17 protein-coding genes are annotated in these 18,309 nt (G+C 71.5%); 10 read left to right on the forward strand and 7 right to left on the reverse strand.

All coding sequences use genetic code 11. The annotated features are described in order from the left end of the window. Positions 1-126: 126 nt before the first annotated feature. Positions 127-762, reverse strand: coding sequence for an HAD family acid phosphatase (locus ACFYOY_RS37605; protein ID WP_351905879.1), 636 nt, complete (start codon positions 760-762; stop codon positions 127-129). A gap of 421 nt (positions 763-1,183) precedes the next feature. Between ACFYOY_RS37605 and ACFYOY_RS37610 the strand changes: the two genes are divergently transcribed. Continuing rightward, positions 1,184-1,357: a hypothetical protein gene (locus ACFYOY_RS37610; protein WP_211121609.1), complete on the forward strand. Its 174-nt coding sequence runs from the start codon at positions 1,184-1,186 to the stop codon at positions 1,355-1,357. After that, positions 1,354-2,154, forward strand: coding sequence for a DUF427 domain-containing protein (locus ACFYOY_RS37615; protein WP_351905875.1), 801 nt, complete (start codon positions 1,354-1,356; stop codon positions 2,152-2,154). The genes ACFYOY_RS37610 and ACFYOY_RS37615 overlap by 4 nt, the downstream gene beginning before the upstream one ends. Before the next feature lie 74 nt (positions 2,155-2,228). Here ACFYOY_RS37615 and ACFYOY_RS37620 read toward each other — a convergent pair whose 3' ends face one another. Both ACFYOY_RS37620 and ACFYOY_RS37625 read right to left on the reverse strand, forming a co-directional pair. Next, positions 2,229-3,803 carry an AbgT family transporter gene (locus tag ACFYOY_RS37620; RefSeq protein WP_351901545.1) on the reverse strand — a complete coding sequence of 525 codons (1,575 nt, stop codon included), beginning with the start codon at positions 3,801-3,803 and terminating at the stop codon, positions 2,229-2,231. Beyond that, a complete protein-coding gene (locus tag ACFYOY_RS37625; RefSeq protein ID WP_351901543.1) occupies positions 3,803-5,104 on the reverse strand; it encodes an amidohydrolase family protein in 1,302 nt (433 codons plus the stop codon). Before ACFYOY_RS37625 ends, ACFYOY_RS37620 begins: the two co-directional genes overlap by 1 nt. Before the next feature lie 124 nt (positions 5,105-5,228). Here ACFYOY_RS37625 and ACFYOY_RS37630 point away from each other — a divergent pair, with 124 nt between their 5' ends. The 5 genes from ACFYOY_RS37630 (at position 5,229) to ACFYOY_RS37650 (ending at position 10,003) form a co-directional block, all read left to right on the forward strand. After that, positions 5,229-6,290 (forward strand): Lrp/AsnC family transcriptional regulator, encoded by a 1,062-nt coding sequence (locus ACFYOY_RS37630; protein WP_351901541.1) that lies wholly within the window; start codon positions 5,229-5,231, stop codon positions 6,288-6,290. Positions 6,291-6,441: 151 nt separating this feature from the next. Continuing rightward, positions 6,442-7,269 (forward strand): hypothetical protein, encoded by an 828-nt coding sequence (locus ACFYOY_RS37635; RefSeq protein WP_388592127.1) that lies wholly within the window; start codon positions 6,442-6,444, stop codon positions 7,267-7,269. Between the two features lie 653 nt (positions 7,270-7,922). After that, on the forward strand, positions 7,923-8,369 hold the full coding sequence (locus ACFYOY_RS37640) for a cupin domain-containing protein (RefSeq protein WP_388592129.1): 447 nt from the start codon (positions 7,923-7,925) through the stop codon (positions 8,367-8,369). Positions 8,370-8,434: 65 nt separating this feature from the next. After that, the gene (locus ACFYOY_RS37645; protein WP_388592131.1) at positions 8,435-9,061 is read left to right on the forward strand and encodes a LysE family translocator; all 627 of its coding nucleotides are present in this window, start codon (positions 8,435-8,437) and stop codon (positions 9,059-9,061) included. A gap of 141 nt (positions 9,062-9,202) precedes the next feature. Continuing rightward, a complete protein-coding gene (locus ACFYOY_RS37650; RefSeq protein ID WP_388592132.1) occupies positions 9,203-10,003 on the forward strand; it encodes an alpha/beta fold hydrolase in 801 nt (266 codons plus the stop codon). On the opposite strand, the gene ACFYOY_RS37655 is transcribed toward ACFYOY_RS37650, so the two are convergent. From ACFYOY_RS37655 to ACFYOY_RS37665, 3 genes are read right to left on the reverse strand one after another with little or no spacing between them, the layout of a single operon-like run. Then, complete coding sequence (locus ACFYOY_RS37655) at positions 9,972-11,489, reverse strand: AMP-binding protein (protein ID WP_388592134.1); 1,518 nt, start codon at positions 11,487-11,489, stop codon at positions 9,972-9,974. The two genes, ACFYOY_RS37650 and ACFYOY_RS37655, sit on opposite strands and share 32 nt — an antisense overlap. Continuing rightward, positions 11,486-13,786, reverse strand: coding sequence for a CoA transferase (locus ACFYOY_RS37660; RefSeq protein WP_351901528.1), 2,301 nt, complete (start codon positions 13,784-13,786; stop codon positions 11,486-11,488). Before ACFYOY_RS37660 ends, ACFYOY_RS37655 begins: the two co-directional genes overlap by 4 nt. 18 nt (positions 13,787-13,804) lie before the next feature. Further along, positions 13,805-14,677, reverse strand: a complete 873-nt coding sequence (locus tag ACFYOY_RS37665; protein WP_351901526.1) for an alpha/beta hydrolase — start codon at positions 14,675-14,677, stop codon at positions 13,805-13,807. Positions 14,678-14,897: 220 nt separating this feature from the next. Here ACFYOY_RS37665 and ACFYOY_RS37670 point away from each other — a divergent pair, with 220 nt between their 5' ends. Both ACFYOY_RS37670 and ACFYOY_RS37675 read left to right on the forward strand, forming a co-directional pair. Beyond that, positions 14,898-15,374 carry a MaoC family dehydratase N-terminal domain-containing protein gene (locus ACFYOY_RS37670; RefSeq protein ID WP_388592136.1) on the forward strand — a complete coding sequence of 159 codons (477 nt, stop codon included), beginning with the start codon at positions 14,898-14,900 and terminating at the stop codon, positions 15,372-15,374. After that, the gene (locus tag ACFYOY_RS37675; protein ID WP_351901522.1) at positions 15,371-15,769 is read left to right on the forward strand and encodes an acyl dehydratase; all 399 of its coding nucleotides are present in this window, start codon (positions 15,371-15,373) and stop codon (positions 15,767-15,769) included. The genes ACFYOY_RS37670 and ACFYOY_RS37675 overlap by 4 nt, the downstream gene beginning before the upstream one ends. 44 nt (positions 15,770-15,813) lie before the next feature. Here ACFYOY_RS37675 and ACFYOY_RS37680 read toward each other — a convergent pair whose 3' ends face one another. Further along, positions 15,814-16,767 (reverse strand): zinc-binding alcohol dehydrogenase family protein, encoded by a 954-nt coding sequence (locus ACFYOY_RS37680; protein WP_388592138.1) that lies wholly within the window; start codon positions 16,765-16,767, stop codon positions 15,814-15,816. Between the two features lie 245 nt (positions 16,768-17,012). Between ACFYOY_RS37680 and ACFYOY_RS37685 the strand changes: the two genes are divergently transcribed. Next, positions 17,013-18,230, forward strand: coding sequence for a Rieske 2Fe-2S domain-containing protein (locus ACFYOY_RS37685; protein WP_351901518.1), 1,218 nt, complete (start codon positions 17,013-17,015; stop codon positions 18,228-18,230). The last annotated feature ends 79 nt before the right edge of the window (positions 18,231-18,309 follow it).

The raw sequence follows: 18,309 nt of genomic DNA on the forward strand, positions 1-18,309 counted from the left end.
TTCTCGCCTCCAGGCAACCGGAAACCCATATCCGGCATCCCCCCTGGGGAAAAGCGGAGGCACGGCTACCGGCGGACGGGCTCCGGCGGCCCTCCGCGGGGAACCGCCGGAACCCACTATTCCGATTCAGGACAACTGGCCGTCGTAGTCAGGCAGCTTGAACGTGCGCTCAGCGTGTCCCCCGACGAAATCGCTCTGATTGTTTCCAATGTTGGCGATGATGGTGTAGCCCAGGGACTCGATCTCCGCCCGCTTGGCCGTCTTGTACTCGGTCGGGTCACCGAAGATGTCCCCCAGTGACCGCTGGTAGAGGCCGGTGATCGGGTAGCCGACGTGCACCAGGTTGCCCCGGGTCACCTGCTCGAGGACATCCGGACGCGCGGTGATGAAGAAGATGCCCACTCCACGCTCGTTCGCGTAGCGGCTGAGCTCCAGGACCCGCTCGACGGCGGGAGTCGGCGGGAACAGCTGGAAGTACGTCTCCAGCGAGGTGTTGTCCACGTCGAGGACGATCGCCTGCTTCTGCCCCCCGCCGTTCTGGATGCGCTCCTGTATGTAGGGAAGCGCCTGGTCCATCACCTTGTCGACGTCGTTCTTCCACGTCTGGTAGTCGACGGCCGCGGCGGTGCTGGGAGCCGCGGCCGCCGTGGTACGCGCCCGATCCGCCCCGAGGGCCTGCGCGTCCACCGTCCCCGCCAGTCCCAGTACCGCCGCCGTGGCGACAACCGCTCCCACCCGTGCCTTGCGTAAAACCGCTCTCATGGTCGCTTCCTCCGTTGCATCAGCCGTGACCGGCGGCCACGATTCGGCTCGAAGCTAAGGCCGTCACTGATGCTTCGGCGAGCCCCTGGCCGCAACCGGAGCGAGCCACTCGGACCGCATACACCGGCCGTGGACGCAACCCCATGCTTCTCGCCGGACCGGCCGAAATCATGGCAAGTAGCTGCCATCGGGCATGAGCCGTGCAGGTGGGATTAGGGTGGAAGTGTCATCGCGCGGATGTCCATCACAGGCCGATGAACGGATCGAAGCAATGCCCAGAGCGACCAAGACACCACCTCCCACCAGCGCAGACTCCCGGGCACCGGCTCCGGCCGCGAGGAGAGGATCCCACGGGCCCCGCGCCGCGGCCGACCGCGTCTGCTCGCGTCATTCGGTCACCGTCTGCTTCGGGGGGCGACGGGTGGAGCTTCCGTCGGAGGAACAGCTCTGCTTTCTCGCGGGCGTCGGCCTTCTCGCCGCGGTCGAGGTCATCGAATGGCCGGTCGCGGCGGCCATTGCAATCGGGCACGGGCTCGCCCACAGCCAGCACGGCAAGGCGCTGCGCGAGTTCGGAGAGGCCCTGGAAGAGGCATGACGGAGTACCCGCCGGACTACCCCGGGATGATCGTTCCGGTCGGACAAGTGGAGCCCGTACCGCGCCGCATCCGCGGCTACATCGCCGGCCGCCTGGTCTTCGACACCGTGCGGGCGCGCTATGTGTGGCTCTGGCCGGGCTATCCGCAGTACTGCGTGCCCCGCGCCGACATCGGCGAGGGTGCCCTGGTCGACGAGGGCCGGGACCTGACGCTGAAGGTCGGCGGAGCGCGCCGCCAGACCCTCCAACTAGGCTCGCTCACCCGCCCGGGCGCGGCCTGGGAGTGGGGCGAGGACGCGCCCTCCGGCATCGTCGGCCACGTCAGCTTCCGGTGGGAGGCCATCGACGCCTGGTTCGAGGAGGACGAGCAGGTGTTCGTCCACCCCAGGAGCCCCTACACCCGCGTCGACGCACTCCGGTCGGGCCGCCGTGTCCGCGTCGAGCTGGACGGCACCGTACTGGCCGACGCCCCGAACTCGGTGATGGTGCTGGAGACCGGGCTTCCGACGCGCTACTACCTGGACCGGGTGTATCTCGACTGGACGCGCATGGAGCCCACCGACACCGTCACCAGCTGTCCGTACAAAGGGACAACGAGCGGCTACTGGGCTGTTCGGACCGACACGGCCACCTACCCGGACCTCGCCTGGGCGTACGACTTCCCGACCCGGCAGGTGTCCCCCATCGCGGGGCTGGTCGCCTTCTACAACGAACAGGTCGACCTCTATCTGGACGGACAGCCGCTCCCCCGTCCCGCCCCGGTGAACAGGGTGATCTGGGAGAACGAACACCGGTAGGCGGCAACACCCGATCACACGGTGGTGCCGTCCCCATGGGTGTGGGGACGGCACCACCGTGTGATCGGGAAGCGTCATTTGACGCCGATATGCGCTCCGGGACCGAGTGGCAGGTCCAGGCCGTAGAAGATGCCGAGGATCGCCAGCCACACCACCAGGAACGGCACCACGAAGATGGCGAGCCGGGAGATGAGGGTCCCCAAGCGGACTTCCGGTTCGTATTCCCGGACCATCGCCAGGATGAGGAGGAGATACGGGTTCATCGGGGTGATGGCGCCGGTCGCCGAGTCACCGATGCGGAAGGCCGCCTGGCTGAGCGCCGGGCTCATGTCCATCAGCATGAACGCCGGGATGAACACGGGACCGACCAGGGACCACAGGGCGGATCCGGAGAGGATCACCAGGTTGAGGCAGGAGGCCAGCAGGACGAACGCGATGATCGCCCAAAAGCCCGTCACACCTATGGCGTTGAACAGCGCGGCGGCCTTCACCGCCAGCAGCACCCCGAGGTTGGACCAGGTGAAGAGCGCGATGACCTGGGCCGCGAAGAACATCATCACGATGTACCCGGACATGTTCTTCACCGAGTCGGTCATGGCGGTGACCACGTCCTCGGTGCCGGTGAGCTTCCTGACCGTGAAGCCGTAGGTGAGCCCGGCGATCAGGAAGGCGCCGAAGAGGACCGGGACGACACCGTTGAGCACGGGCGAGGGCACAAAGGCACCACCCTCTCCGCGCAGCGGGGCGCCCGATGGCAGCCAGAGCGCGAGGACCGCCGCCAGGTACAGGCCGACGGCCGCGCAGGTGTACGCGAGCCCCTTGCGCTGCACCGGGGTGAGCGTCAGGTCCTCCCGCGGGGTCTCGCCACCCTCGGCCGCCTGGTAGGGGCCCAGACGTGGTTCGAGGACGCGGCTGATGAGGAATCCGCCGAGCAGCCCCAGGACGACGCTGCTGGCGGCGGTGAAGAAGTAGTTGATGAGCACATGGATATGGAGGTCCTCGGCGGCCGGGAGCACCGAGGCGGCCTGCTGGGTGATGCCCACGTACAGGGCGTCGAGCGAGCCGATGGTGAATCCGGCCGCGTAGCCCGCGGTGACACAGGCGAAGCCGCCGATGAGGCCCGCCACGGGATGGCGCCCGGCGCTCTTGAACACCAGCGCCGCCAGCGGGGGCAGCACGATGGCGCCGACATCGCTCATCATGTGCGCCTGGCTGGCGATGACCGCCACCGCGTACGGCAGCACGGCGCGCGGCACCCGGGCCAGTGAGGCCCGCATCGCGGTCTCCAGCAGGCCGGTCTTCTCCGCGAGTCCGACCACCATCATCAGCACCAGGACGGCGCCGATGGGCGGAAATGTGGCGAAGTTGGGGATCAGGTTCTCCAGCAGCCAGCGCAGCCCCTCACCGGTGAGCAGCCCGCCGATGTCCTTGGTGTCATCGGTGCCGGGGACGGTGACGGAGATGCCGATGAGCGCGAGGACGGTGGAGAGGACGGCCAGCAGCACGAAGAGCCCGGCGAACAGCACGATGGGGTTGGGCAGGGCGTTGCCGGCCCGTTCGATGAAGGAGAGGACACGATCGAGGCCGCCGCGCCGCTCCTTGTCCGGGGAGGTGCCCTCGGGGGCGGGCAATCCGGTCACCGCCGGCATCAGGGCCGCCTTCCGGCCGGCGCGGCCGACGGCAGGAGGCCCTTGGTGTCCTTGCGGACATGGCCGTCCTGCACGACGCACACGACGTTGGCGGGATCGCCGAGGACACCGATGTCCGCGAGCGGGTCTCCCTCGCAGACGACGAGGTCGGCGACGCGGCCGGGGGCCAGCGTGCCGAGCCGGTCGGCGACGCCCAGGAGTTCGGCGGCGGTCCGGGTGCCGGCCACGATGGCGTCCATGGGGTCCATGCCCAGGTCGACGAGGTAGCTGAGCTCCATCAGGTTCTGTCCGTGCGGGCAGACGGCGGCGTCGGTGCCGAGCGCGATCCTGGTCCCCTGCTCGATGGCGCGGGAGATGTTCTCCTTGGTGATGCCGGACCAGCGCACCTTCTTCTCGTAGTGATAGGGCTCCATGGTGGCCTTGTCGATGCCCGCGTAGACGGTGGAGAGGGTCGGGACGACGAATACGCCGCGCTCCCCCGCCATCTCCCGGGCCCGGTCGTCCAGGCCGTAGCCGTGCTCGATGCTGGTGACGCCGCCGCGGATGGCGTTGAGGATGCCCGCATTCCCCTGGGCGTGCGCGGCCACCGGCTTGCCGCCGTGGCGCCGGCACTCGTCGACCACGGCGCGGATCTCCTCCTCCAGGAGCCCCTCGTCGTCCGGCTGGTCGTACGGGCTTCCCATGCCGCCAGTGGCGCAGATCTTGACCAGGTCGGCGCCCGCGCGCAGCACCTTGCGCACGGCCAGGCGCGCCTCGTCCACGGTGTCGGCCAGCTCGGACATCTCACCGCCGCTGAGGTCGGTACCGTCGGGCAGGCGCACATCGGCGTGGCCACCGGTGTGGCTGATGATGCGTACGGCGGTGTGCACCCGGGGGCCCGCGATCCGCCCGGTCTCGACGGCGGTGCGGTATCCGGTGGCCAGGCCGCCCAGGTCCCGGACGGTGGTGATGCCCGCGTCGAGGGTCTGCCGCAGCCGGGTGGCGGTGTCGTAGGTGACCAGGACCGGGTCGAGCTCACCGCGGCGGCCGGGCGGTGTCGCATGGGCGTAGGCGAGGTGGGTGTGGCAGTCGAAGAAGCCCGGCAGCACGGTGCGGCCGCCCGCGTCGATGACACGACCGGTGGATGCGTCGCCGGAGGCCGGGGGCGCGGTCGCCGCCGGGCCCGCGTAGGTGATCGTTCCTTCGGCGTCGGCGATGACGACGGCGTCCGCGATCGGGGTCGCCCCAGTGCCGTCGATCAACGTGGTGTTCTCCACGCGCAGAGCGGTCCTGGTGGTCTCGGACGTGGTGGCATCCGTCATGAGCGAGATCTCACTCCTCGTTGAGGGAACTGGTGGGGAGGAGTGTCGATCCATCGCATGTTTCGGGTGTTATCATGCAGCATTCCATCGAGATTCACATGCGATACGCAGAAAAGCGCCGCTCATGCAAACGCAGGATTACGCCGCGCATGACCTCGACGAGTTGGATCGTGGCCTCGTGCACGCGCTGCAGATCCATCCCAGAGCCCCGTGGACACTCGTCGGTGATGTCCTCGCGGTGAACCCGGTGACGGCCGCACGACGCTGGCAGCGGCTCCAGGAGGCGGGGCTGGCCTGGGTGACCGCCTATCCCCAGCTGTCCGACTCCCGGGTCGTGGTGACCGGCATCGTCGAGGTCGACACCGAGCCCGGGGTCGGGGAGGACGTGGCCGAGGCCCTGGCGGCCGAACCCTCGGTGGCGAACGTCAAGCTCACGGCGGGAAGCCGGGATCTGCTGATCGCGCTGCAGGCTTCGGACCTGGGTGAGCTCGCCCAGCTCAGCACGCTCCTCTTCCGGGGCGCGCCAGGGGTGCGGGCGACACGTACGCATGTGACGACGGCCCTGCCGTCCGAGGGAAGCCGGTGGCGGCTTCGCGCTCTGGACGCCGCGCAGTGCGCCCGGCTCGAGGCGGCGCTCCCGCCGGTCGAACCGCTCCCGCCGGGAGCGACCGGCTGGGACCCCTTGGATGTGCGGCTCCTGGAACTGCTGAGCGTCGACGGGCGCATGGCCATCAGCGACCTGGCGGAGCGCGCCGGGGCGCCCTTGACCACGGTCCGCCGGAGGCTGCGGGCGCTGCTCGGCTCGCGGGTGTGCCTGCGCTGTGACCTCGCCCGGCCCATGTCCGGGTGGCCGATGGCCGCGGTGTACTTCGCGTCCGTACCGGCCGAGCGCCTGGAGGAGACCAGCCGGGCGCTGGCCGGGGTGCGGGAGGTGCGGTCGTGTGCGATCACGGCGGGCCCGCACAACCTCGTGATCGACGTCTGGCTGCGCGCGGCCGGCGATGTGCACGCCTTCGAGGCGCATCTGTCCAGGCGGCTGCCACAGCTGACCATCGACGACCGCTCGGTGGTGCTGCGCACCGTCAAGCACATGGGCCGGCTGCTGGACCGAAGCGGCCACAGCGTGGGCATCGTCCCGCTCCGCCCCTTCGCCACCCCGGCTCCCGGGAGTGCCGCGGCCACCTGATGTGCGGGCCCGGTCCGTGTGGGCATCGGCCCCGTCGGGACGGATCCGGCCTGGTCCGGACTGGTCGGGGGCGCACCGGACGTGAGGGCGCTTCCCGCTGTTCGCGTGCGTGCCGTCTGCCGGTACCTGCGGCCGGACACGCTGGTGCGCCATGGCACCTGTGCGCGCGATGGTCCAGGCCGTTCCGCTGGTGGCTACGGCCATCGTCATGCTCGACGCTTCCACCGACTTCTTCCCGGACGCCCCTCTGGTCGGCGTCATCACACCGGTGCGCCTTGCCGTGCCGGCGCGGCTGGTCGCGACGGCGGTGACGGCGCCGCGGCTCGCCACGTTCCGCACCCGGCTCGACCCCGCCATCGCGCTGCTCCTCCTCAGCGCCGTCGCCACCACGTACGTCGGTGGGCACCCCGACGCGCCGCTGCGCGCCCTGATGACCGCCCTCGCCACCTTCTACCTGCTGGTGGGGATGCGGCGGGCGCAGCAGGAGTCCTGGCGGGCGGTCGCGCTGCTCGCGCCGGCCGCCGTGGCGGCGGCTGCCGTGGCGGCGGCTGCCGTGGCGGCGGCTGCCGTGGCGGCGGCTGCCACCTCGGCGTTCACCCAGGTGACCAACGAGGTGCCGACCGGCTTCTGCCGCACCGGTCTCTTCACCGACGTCGACTGCGACAGCGGTGGGCCCGGGTCGATGATCCGCGCCACCGCCACCTTCGCCAACCCCAAGCTGCTCGCCGCGTTCCTGGTGCTGCTCACCCCAATCGCCCTGCTGACCGCGGTGACGGTCGCCGAGCGCACGGCCCGCGTCGCGGTCGTGAGCATGGGCCTCATCGGCTACGGCGCGGTGCTGACCACGTTCTCCCGGGCGGGCTGTGTCGCGGCGGCGGGCCTGCTGGTGCTCGGCGGCGCGTACTGGCTCGCCCCCGCCTCGGCCCGTGGGGGGGTGCGGACCTTGACGGCGTGGGTCTGGCCGGGCTGGTGGCCGTGACGGTGGCGCTGTGGGTGGTGTCGCGGGCCGGGGACGCGCTCGGTGTCCGGGCCAGGCGTGGAAGGCGGCCGTCGACCTCGCCGTGGACCATCCGCTGGGTGTCGGGCTGGGGCGGGCCGGGGACGCGGTTTCCGCCGCCGTACCGGCGGCCGGACGTTCGTCCACGCCCACAACATGTAGCTGAACTGGCTGGCCGAAGCGGGCGTGGCCGGTCTGCTCGGCATCGTGCTGGTGACCGTGATCGCCGTCGCCACGGCGGTCCGCGCCGCCCGGGAGAAGTCCGTGGCCGGAGCCGTGGGGCTCGCCGCCCTGACGGGTTCTTCCTCGCGGCCACGGTGGACCACCCGGCCAGCCTGGGTCGGATCGCCATGCTCTTCTGGCTGGTCCTCGGCCTTGTCATGGCCGAGGTCCCGGGCCGGTGGCGGGACTCGGGGACACCCGCCCAGACCCCCGCCCGGCCGGGCCGCCGCGCGCGGCGCCGCCGAGGTCTGTTTGCGAAAGTGATCTTGATACCCGGTGGTCACGTGCTGCGGGACGTGAACGTCGAAGCCGCCGGCTCCCGGATTGTGGCGGCCGTCGACGGGAGGCAGAGTGGTCTCAGGACTATCTGAGCGAGGCAGAAGGCGCACCGCAGGGTTACGGAGGTGTGGTGCATGTCCGAGAAGAACCCAGCGCACGGAGCCCCCGACGAGCGGCCGGAAATCTCGTTGCCACCCGAAGTCCAGGTGCTGCAGGACGTCACTCCGCCCTTCTTCCCCGAAGGTGGTTCGGGAATGACCATCCGTGTCGAGTGGCCTCCCGGTCACCCCGGGCTCCCTCCGCACCGCCACTCGGGGCCGTCGTTCGGCTACGTGATGGAGGGCGCGATCCGGTTCGAGCTCGAGGGTGAGCCGGAGCGTGTGGTCGAGGCCGGTGGAACGTTCTGGGAGCCGGGTGGTGACGTGATCCACTACCAGGACGGCAACGCCCTGTCGGACGCGCCGACCACGTTCATCGTGACCATGGTGTGCGCGCCGGGTCAGCCGATGCTCACGTTGGTCGACGAGGAGGAGCTGAAGGAGCGGGCGCACCTGCGGGCCCCACGTCCCTCCAAAGGCTGACCCGCCCCGTCTCACTCCTCGAAATTCACTCGCTTCCGCCCCCTCCGGCCCCAAGCATGACCCCCATGGTTGATGCCTCCTTGTACACGGCGTTCCTCCTCGCCGCGTTCGTCCTCTGCGTCACTCCCGGCCCCGACATGATGTTCATCGTGGCGATGGGCGGCCGGGGCGGCCCCAGCGCGGGGGTCATGGCGGCGTTCGGGGTGGCGTGCGCGATGTTCGTGCACGCGCTGGCCGCGGCGCTGGGGCTGTCGGCGCTGTTCGCGGCGCTGCCGACGCTCTATCACGTGCTGCGCTGGGCGGGGGTGTCGTATCTGCTGTACCTGGCCGTCAAGGCGTTCCGTGACCGCTCGCTGCCGGGCGAGGAGAGCGGGAACGTCGGCCCGGGGCATCGGCGTGCCTTCTGGCAGGGAGCCCTCATCAACCTGCTCAATCCCAAGGTGATTCTCTTCAACATCGCCTTCCTGCCGCAGTTCGTGAACCCGGAACTCGGCCATGTGCCGGGCCAGTTCATGCTGCTGGGGGTCACGTTCGTGGTCATGGGCTTCTGCGTCGACGGGTCCGTGGGCCTGCTCTCGGGGAAGCTCGCCGTGCTGCTGCGCCGCAGCCGCCGGGTGACGCGGGGGCTGAACGTCTTCAGCGGGACGGTGTTCACCGGGCTGGCGGTACGGCTGGCCGCCTCACCGAGGTAGGCCGCCCGGGGCAGGCCGGGGCAACGCCGTGAGGCCGCCTGCACGGGGGTCCGGACAGCGGACCGTTCGCCTGGTCCGGCCCGTTCGGCGGCGACGAGAGTGGGCGGGCGGTCCGTGTCAATCGGAAGGCGGCTCACGGCGATGGCGAACACGGTGCGGCGGGGCTACGCGCCCAGTCCCTTCGGGCAGTTGCACTACGCGGAGTGCGGGTCCGGCGAGGCGGTGCTGCTGCTGCATCAGACGCCGCGTTCCTGGACCGAGTACGCCGATGTGCTGCCCCTGGTGGGCCGGGCACACCGGGCGATCGCCATGGATACCGTTGGGTTCGGCGCCTCGGCCAAGCCCGAGGGGCCGCACTCGATCGAGCGGTTCGCCGACGGGGTGGAGGCGATGGCCGACGGGCTCGGGCTGGACGCGTTCCACCTGGTGGGCCATCACACCGGCGGTGTGGTCGCCGTGGAGGTGGCCGCCCGGCTGGGCGACCGGATCAGCAGTCTGCTGCTCTCGGCCACGGCCTTCGTCGACGAGGCCAAGCGCGCGGCATCCCCCTCGCGCCCGCCGGTCGACCATGTCGATCCGAAGCCGGACGGCTCGCATCTGGTGGAGCTGTGGAACCGGCGCCGCGGCTTCTACCGGGCGGGCGAGGAGGCCGCGCTGACCCGCTATGTGATCGACGCGCTGACCGTGCTGGACCGGGTGGAGGAGGGACACCAGGCGGTGTACCGGTACCGCATGGAGGAGCGGCTGGCGCACATCACGGCCCCGGTACTCGCCGTATGCGCCCCGGAGGACCACTACTCGCTGCCCGCGCTGGAGAAGTTCGCGGCGACGCTCGGCTGTGAGACCGCGGTCCTGCCCGGCGGCCACGTACCGGCGCCCGAGCAGCTGCCCGGGGAATTCGCCGACGTCGTCACCGCATGGATGGACCGGCCTCGGCCGTGACCCGGTCCCATGTCGTCTCCGTGACACCACGCCGCCGCAGCGCCGCCTTGCGCACCTTGCCGGTCTCGGTGAGCGGCAGCTCGCGCAGGATGTCCACGTAACGGGGGGCGGCGAACGGGGGCAGCTCGAGCTCGCAGTGGCGGATCAGGTCGGCCGGGTCGAGGGGGCTGCCCGCGCGTGGCAGCACGGCGACCATCACCTCGTCCTCCGCCAGCTCGGACGGCACCGGGAAGACGGCCGCGTCGGCCACCGCGGGATGGCTACGGACGACCGTCTCGACCTCGCAGGAGGAGATGTTCTCCCCGCGGCGGCGGATGATGTCCTTGATGCGGTCCACGAACCGGAACCAGCCGTCGGGCTCACGCACCACCCGGTCCCCCGTCCGCCGCCACGCGTCCGCGGGCTCCGCCGGTTCGCCCAGGTAGCCGGTGGCGAAGGCGTACGGCCGGTGGCTGCGCACCAGGAGCTCGCCGGGGGTGCCGTCGGGGACGGGGGTGAGCAGTTCGTCGACGACGCGGGCGTCGAAGCCGTCGCGCAGGGTGCCGATGTAGCCGGGCCGCTGCTCCTCGGGGGTGGTGCCGATGACGAGGTTGGTCTCGGTGGAGCCGAATCCGTCGATCAGGGTGACGCCGAACCGCTCGCGGAACGGCTGCCAGGCGTGCGCCGGTGTCGCCGGGGAGAGCCCGCGCACGGCCCGGTGGGCACGGTCGTGCGGGCCCGGCGGCTGGGCGAGCAGCATCGGCACCATGGCGCCCAGCAGATAGACGACGGTCGCCCCGGCCTCGGCCGCCTCCCGCCAGTACCGGGAGGCCGAGAACCGGGGGGCGAGGGTGTACGCCGCCCCTGCGGTCATCGCCTGTGCCAGCGCGTTCAGGGCGTTGGTGTGGAACAGCGGGAGGCAGGTATAGAGGACATCGTCCGCGGTGAGGCGCAGCGCGCCGGAGACATTGCGCCCCCACCAGACGAACTGGGCGTGGGGACAGCGGACCCCGCGAGAGGTTCCGGTGGTCCCGGAGGTGAAGAGGACGCACGCGGTGTCGCCGGGGCGGACGGGGGCCGCCGGCAGGGCGGGGCCGTGGCCCGGCCGGGGCACATCATCCGCTCCCGCGAGCCACAGCGCCCCCCGGTACCCGGCCGCACGCAGGCGCTCCGCCGTCTCCTCCTCCGCGAGCAGATGGGTGGGGCGGGCCTGGTCCAGGACGTTCCGCAGCCCGCTGCCGCGCAGCCCCGTGTTCAGCGGGACCAGTTCGGAGCCGAGCCAGGCGGCGCCGAGGAACAGGTCGACGAGTTCGACCCGGTTGCCCGTCATCGCCGCGATGCGGTCCCCCGGGCGGCAGCCCCGGGCCGCGAGGGCCCCCGCCATGGTGGCGGCGGCCTCTCGCGCCTCGCGGTAGGTGCGGACGGTGTCCCCGATCCGCAGGAAGGGGCGGTCCCCGTGGTCCCGGGCCGCGGTGTGGAGCAGCCCGGGAATCGTCAGGGAGGTCACCGCAGCACCTCGCGCTCGCGCAGTTCGCGGATCCGCTCCGGTGGCAGCCCCGCGACCTCGCGCAGCACGTCGTCGGTGTCGGCGCCGAGCACGGGTGCCGCCGTGCGGACGCCGCCCGGTGTGCGGGTGAGCCGGATGGGCGGCCCCTCGTGCAGGAAGGCCCCTGCCACCGGGTGTTCCGCGCGGACGTAGAAGCCCCTGGCCCGCAACTGCGGGTCCTGTTCCACGAGGTCACGGCCATCCTGCACCGCGCCCGCGGGTATGCCGTGCTCCTGGAGGAGCTCGGCGGCGGCGTCGGCCGGCAGGGTCCTGGCCCAGCCGGCGAGGGCGCCGTCGACCAGGTCGGCGTGGTGTGCGCGGTCGGCCGCGGTGCGGGTGCGTTCGTCGGTGGCGAGGCCGGGGCGTCCGATCGCCGTGCACAGCCGGGCCCACTCGGCGTCGTCGCGGACGCTGACGGCCAGCCAGCGGTCCGCGCCGAGGCAGCGGTACACGCCCTGCGGGCTCCACCGCGGATCGGTGTTCCCAGCGGGCTCGATGGGGTTGAGCAGGCTGGTGCCCATATGGGAGGCGATCGCCTCGAGCTGGGAGAGGTCGATGTGCTGTCCGCGCCCGGTCGCCTCCCGGTGTTCCAGGGCGGCGGTGGTGGCGAGCGCGGCCTGCAGACCGGCGACGATGTCGCCGTGGCCGTATATCACCCCGACCACGTCGTCCGGGCCCCATCCGGTCAGGCCGGTGAGCCCCGAGGAGGCCGACACGGTGTCCGCGTACGACACCCAGCCGCTGCGCGGGCCGCTGTGTCCCATGCCGGACATGCTGACGTACACCAGGCGGGGGTTGATCTCGCGGAGCGTGTCGTAGCCGAGGCCCAGTTTGGTCATGACGGTGGCGCTGAAGTTCTCCACCAGGACGTCGCAGGAGGCGATGAGGTCGCGCAGTACGGCGATGCCCTCCTCGGTGCGGGTGTCCAGGGCCAGGCTGCGCTTGTTGCGGTTGACCTCGTTGAAGTAGCCGTTGGTGTTCGGATCGGTGTGCGGGCCGCGGGACAGATGCATGAAGGGCGCGAACCGGGTGGGGTCGGGACGGCCCAGCGACTCGACCTTGATGACATCGGCGCCGTGGTCGGCGAGCACCTTGGTGCAGTAGGGCCCGGCGAGCACCCAGGTCAGGTCCAGGACGCGGACGCCGTGCAGGGCGGGCCGCGCGGGTTTTGCGGACGCCGCGGGCACCCGCGGGGCCGGCCGGTGCTCCTGCAGCAGCCGCTGGTCCGCGCCCCGTTCCGGGACGTCCAGCTCCTTGATCCGGTGGCCTTCCGGGAACGCGAAGGGGAAGCCCAGGTCGGTGCGGCCACCGGCGCGGAGGAAGAAGTCACGGGCGGCGAGCTGCGGGTTGCCGGGCATCTCGTGCGGCAGGTCGACGGACGCCCAGGGCAGCTTCCTGGACTGGGCGAGCTCGGCGAATTCGGCCTTCGGCCACCGGCCCGCGAAGTCCTGCACCACCTCGAAGACGTGCTCCTGGTACTTCTTGCGCTCCACCGGGTCCTGCCAGCGCGGCTCGGCGAGGTCGGCCTCGGCGCCCTCCTCGCGCAGCCAGGCCAGGAGCGCGTCCCACATGCGGGGGCTGCCGCCGAGGCCACCGCCCAGATAGCCGTCGGCGGCCCGGAACAGTCCGTGCGGCACCAGCGGATGCACCCGGCCGGGGCGCCCCGGCACCCGGTCCTCGTGCAGATAGGCGAGGGTGCCGGCCTCCAGGGCGGCGGCCGCGCACGCCTGGGCGGACACATCGGCGAGCTGGCCCGGCCCCGTGCGCCGCGCCCGCAGTCCGAGCAGCGCGGCGATCGCGGCGTGCACACCGGCGAGCTGCTCCGCCTGGTTCTCCGGAAGGCGCAGCGGCGGGCCGTCCGGGTCGCCGACCTGCGCGAGCATGCCGCCGAGCGCGGCGACCACCAGATCGGTGCCCTGCCAGTGGCTGCGGGGGCCCACGGTCCCGAAGGGGGTGACGCGGACGTGGACGAGGTGGTCCAGGCCCGCGACGGCCTCCGGCGCACCGTCCGGTGTCCCGTCGAGGAGGACATCGGCTCCCTCCACCAGGCGCCGCAGCTCCGCCGGGGACGCGGGGGTCACGGACCGTTTACCGGCGTGCCAGTGGACGAACGCGTCGCCGTTCGGTTCCCACCGGGTCGGATCCCCCTCCTCGGGCTCGACCAGGACGACCTCATATCCGAGGCCGACCAGGAGCCGGCCCGCGAACCGGGTGAAGGGGCTGGACAGTTCGACGACGCGTACGGCCGGCTTGCTCACATCTCCTCCGCGGAATGCTCAGGCGTGCTGCTGGTTCAGGAAGCCGCTGACCGCCGTGTAGTAATCGTGCGGCCGCTCCTCCTGAAGGTGGTGGGAGACCTGGTCCATGACGTGCAGATTGCCCTTGGGGACCATGCGGGCGAGCATCAGCGGATAGTCGGGGGTGAGGAACGCGTCGTACATGCCCCAGATGAAGAGGGTGGGGGCCTGGATGGTGCCGAGCTCCGCGGTGAGGTCCTGCCAGTCGCCGCGGGGGTTGTCGGAGGCGCCGGCGAGGGCGGTCTCCTCCGGGTCGAGGCTCTGCTCGTAGCGCAGGGTGACGGTGTCGTCGGGGACGGCACCGGCGTCGTACCACTCCAGGCGGGCGATCAGGTCCCGCATCTTCTCCCAGGAGGGGCCGGTGCCGCCGTAGTACACATCACGGGCGTTGCGGCCGCGGCGGCCGCCTTCGGGCAGCGGGGCCAGCGGGCCGTGGAACACGGGCATGCTGCCGGTGATCGTCAGCGACCGGACCCGCTCGGGGTACTTCGCGGCCAGGTTCAGCGCGATGGTTCCGCCCCAGGAATTGCACACGAAGTCGGCGCGCTCGATGCCCAGGGCGTCGAGCAGGGCGACCGTCTTGGCGGCGTGGTAGTCCCACATGGGGCCTTCGATGACGGGCTTGGCCGACTTGCCGTACTGCAGGATGTCCACCAGGTAGCAGTGGCGGTCCTGCGCGAACAGCGGTGCCACCTGTCCGAAGTCGGACCATCCCGTGCACCCGGGGCCGCCGCCGTGGAGGAAGACCGTCGGGCTGCCGCCCGTCGGGCCCAGCTCGATGTAGTGGTACGTGACGCCGTCCGCTTCCGCGTGGGCGCCCTCCGGCGGCTTCTGGATGTTCATGAGGTCCATGCCCCGATGGTGTGGTGCCGGTGATCTCCGCCCAAGCGGTCCGGTCCGCTGAGCGGGCCGGTCTCGTGGTGGCCGCCTCCGGGCGGTGGCTAGCCTCCCGGTCCATCGTGTCCGCGATGAGGCACGTCCGCGAAGGCCGGGGCCGCGAAAGAGATCGTCTCCGCGGAGGACCTGCCCGCGATGCACGTGTCCGCGGTGGTCGTCCGCAGAAAGGCAGCACATGTCCGCGTGGGAAGTTGCCGAGGAACGGGCCAGGGCGGCGATCGGCCGCCCGGAACACCGGGACCTGGGGGTCGTACGGGCCGAGGACGCGGCGGAGTTCGCGCGCTCGGCCGGGGAGACCGGCCCGCATCTGGTCGACCCCGGCCGCCCGGACTTCACCGTCCACCCGATGTACCTGGTGAGCCTGTTGCGCGGCGCGGGAGGCGCCGGCCGGGACGAGTTCCGGCCGGACGGCATGTACCGCGACGAGGTCCCGGGCACCGACGGCCTGGATGTGCGGCTGATGGCGGGCGGCCAGGAGATCCGGTTCACCGGCGAGGTGAGGGCGGGCGACCGGATCCAGGTCCGCCGGGTCCTCACGGATGTCGAACGCAAGGGCAGCGGAACGCCGTTCCTGCTGCTGACCGTCGAGAAGACGTACACGGCGGAGCGGGGCACGCTCGTCCGGGTGCGGGAGAGGTTCATCGTCCGATGAGGGTTCACCCGGGGCAGCCCGTACCACCGGTGGAGTTCACCCCGAATGCCGTCACCCTGCTGCGGTTCGGGGCGGTCACCCGCAACGCCCATCGCATCCACTACGACACCGGGTTCGCGCGTTCCGAGGGGCTGGACGGCCCGGTCGTCATGGCGCAGCTGCACGGCTGTCTGATGCACCGGGCCGCCATGGGCTTCGCGGGTCCGGGCGGACAGGTGCTGGAGGTCGGATGGCAGAACCGGGCCCCGGCCCTCGCCGGGGAGCGGCTCGTGGTGAGCGGCACGGTCGGCGATGTCGATCCGGAGACGGGGCAGGTCACCCTGGATCTGGTCGAGCACGGTGGGCAGGGTGATGTGGTGTGCTGCCGGGGCACGGCCGTGGTCCTGATGGGCTGACCGCGCCCCGCGTCGGGATGAGACCACTCCGGCGAGATCATCCCTCAGGCGAGATCGAGGACCACCTTGCCGATCGCCTCCCCGGACCGCAGGCGTGCCACGGCTTCCGCCAGGCCGTCGGTGCGATGGTGCTCGATGGGCAGGGTGAGCTCCCCGGAGGTGAGGTCGCCGAGCATCCGCCTGGTGTCGGCGGCGACCTCCTTCCCCCGGGACATCAGGTTCACGGGCAGCAGCGACACATCGGCGAGCAGGAAGTCCGCCAGGTCCACGGTGAACTCACGACCCGCGGTGTAGCCGACGAGGGCGACCCGGCCGCGGGGGCGCACCAGCGGCAGGGAGTCGCGCAGGACCGGCCCGCCCACGGTGTCGATGACCACGTCCACCGGGCCGCCGACCGCGTCGGGGGACAGGTCGGCGGCGAGCACCACCTTGGCGGGGGCCGGGACATGCGGCAGCTTGGCGGGACGGCCCACCACGCCGATCACCTCGGCTCCGGCCCGGGCCGCGACCTGCACGGTGAGCGCGCCCACCGCACCGGCCGCCCCGGTCACCAGGACCCGCTCCCCGGGCTGGACGCCCGCCACGGCGTGCACCGAGGCCCACGCCGTCCCCGCGGGCGAGAAGTAGGAGCAGGCCAGGGCGGGGTCCGTGCCCTCGGGCACGGCCTCCACGGCGGCGTCCGGGACCAGCGCGTGTTCGCTCCAGGCGCCGTCGCGGCGCATTCCGAGGGCCTTGCCGCGGAGGAGGACGAGGCTCCCCTCGGGGTGGACATCGGAGGCGACGACGATGCCGCTGCCGGCGGTGCCGGGAACCGACGGCAGGTCGGGGAGGATGCCGAACTTGCCGTCGACGACGTTCAGATCGAGGTGGCTGACGGCGGCCGACTTCATCCGCACCAGGGTGTGGCCGGGCCGTGGCTCGGGTACCGGCCGCTCGACGAGCCGCGGCAGGGTGCCGAACTCCTCCAGCACCAGGGATTGTGACGTCGGGTGGCTCACGTTTTCGCTCCGTATCCACGGGCTCACGGCCCTGTTCGGCGGTGGCGGACCCCGCGCACGCTAGACCGCGCTTCGCCGTCCGCGCACCGGGACGGGTCCGCTCAGCGGGACGCGCCGCCGCGGCCGCCGTCTCGTCCTTTGCCGGGGAGGGAGCGGTCTGCTCAGCGGACCGGATCCCTTGGGCGGATCCGCGCCGCGCCGGATGCTCGGGTCCACCGAAAACCGGCAGCAGGAGGACACGCACGATGACGGTCGAGGACTCTCCCGACACGGCCACCCCCGTCCGGAGCCGCCGCAGAAAACCCGCCGAGCCCGGTCGCCAGGACTGGTCGTCCTGGCCCCATTACGACGGTGCGGCAGCGGGCTTCCGCGGCTACTGGTATCCGGTCACCTGGTCCAGCCAGGTCACGGGGAAGCCGCTGCCGTTCACCATCTGCGGCGAGCGGATCGCGCTGATCCGCGACAACGGCACGGCGTACGCCCTGCACAACCGGTGCCCGCACCGCGGTGTGCCACTGTCCGAGGGCAACCAGCAGTTCCCGGGCACGGTCAGCTGCCCGTACCACGGCTGGACCTTCGATCTGCCCACCGGGCGGCTGTCCGCGGTCATCACCGACGGCCCCGGGTGCCGGCTCACCGGCAAGCTGGGCGTGCGCACCTACCCGGTCGAGGAGCGCCTCGGCATGGTGTGGGTGTACATCCCGATCGCCGACGAGGAGCCGCACTCGATCGATTCCCAGCTTCCGGAGGAGCTCGTCTCCAACGCGTTCGTGATGGGCGGACGGATCGAGCCGCGCGGTGGCAACTGGCGGTTCGCCTGCGAGAACGGCTTCGACGAGGGCCACGCCAAGTATCTGCACCGCACGGCCCTGTGGCGGCTGTTCAAGCCCATGCCGACCTGGAACATCACCCGGATCGTGCCGCGCGGCCGGTGGATCTTCCGGGTCCAGGACGAGGTCCACTGGGACGCCGAGTTCCCGGGGGTGGGCCGCTGGTCCAACAAGCGGTGGTGGAAGATGCAGCCGCCCAAGGAGACCTTCAACATCGGCAACACCGGCAAGGCCGACAGTGTCGATCCGACGATCGAGGCACAGGACTTCCCCGGGTTCGCCTCCCTGTCGATGCCGGGCGTGCTGCGCATCGCCTACCCCAAGTTCATCCACTACGAGTTCTACGTCCCGGTCGACGAGGACAACCACCGCTACGTCGGTGTGATGGTCAACTTCACCGAGGGCTGGGACACCCTGCGCTTCTACGCCAAGTACCTCGGCGCGATCCGATGGCTGTTCCACGGCCAGTTCTCCGGCCAGGACGCGTGGATGGTCGATGTCACCGACGCGCCGCCGGAGAAGCTCTACCGGCCCGACATCTCGCTCACCGCCTGGCGGAACCTGAGCGAGGAGGAGTACGGCAAGAAGCTGGCCGCGGCCTGTGGCGCATCCGCACCCGAAGAGAAGGCATGACATGTTCCGTAAGCTGTTCACCCTGCTGCTGGGCGCCGCGATCGCCGTCGGGATCCCGCTGGCCACACAGCGCATCGCG

This window comes from Streptomyces sp. NPDC007875, assembly GCF_042868035.1.
Taxonomy (GTDB): Bacteria; Actinomycetota; Actinomycetes; order Streptomycetales; family Streptomycetaceae; genus Streptomyces; species Streptomyces antimycoticus.